1 protein-coding gene is annotated in these 545 nt (G+C 64.6%); it reads right to left on the bottom strand.

Features of this window, described 5'->3' with window-relative positions; all coding sequences use genetic code 11:
• On the bottom strand, positions 1–545 hold a 545-nt coding region (locus A3764_RS20865; RefSeq protein WP_150122356.1), incomplete at both ends, for a TRAP transporter large permease subunit.

Raw genomic sequence — 545 nt, 5'->3', positions numbered from 1 at the left:
GCGGGAAGGTGAAGGGCAGGGTGATGAGAAGCGCCGACATCGTGTCGAAGATGCTGCCCAGGATCAGGTACATCACGATCAGCACGGCGATCACCAGCGCCGGGCTCAGCCCCCAGACCTGCATCAGGTTGACCAACTCGTCGGGCATCCGCGTCGCCGAGACGAAGTAGCCGAAGATCGTGGCGCCGAACAGGATGAGATAGATCATCGCGGTGTTGGCCGCAGTGTCGCGCAGCGAATCCATCAGCACCTGCTTGGTCAGCCGACCCCGGAACACCATGAACAGGAAGGCGAAGACCGTGCCGAAGGCGGCGGCCTCGTTGACCGTGAAAATGCCGCCATAGATGCCGCCGATCACGCCGCCGAGCAGCACGATAGCGCCCCAGCCGTCGCGCAGGGCGATCATCCGGGCGCGGAAGTCGCGCCGTTCGCCGGCAGGCGCGGCCTCGGGGTTCATCCGCGTGTGCAGGGTGATCGCGACAAGCTGGAACAGGACCGCGTTCACCGAGGGGATGACGGCAGCAACGAACATGGTGATGACGAAC

It is taken from the genome of Sulfitobacter sp. HI0129, assembly GCF_001635395.1.
Taxonomy (GTDB): Bacteria; Pseudomonadota; Alphaproteobacteria; order Rhodobacterales; family Rhodobacteraceae; genus Sulfitobacter.
The sequence above is the reverse complement of the archived record's forward strand: the minus strand, read 5'-3'. Positions and strand labels throughout refer to the sequence as shown.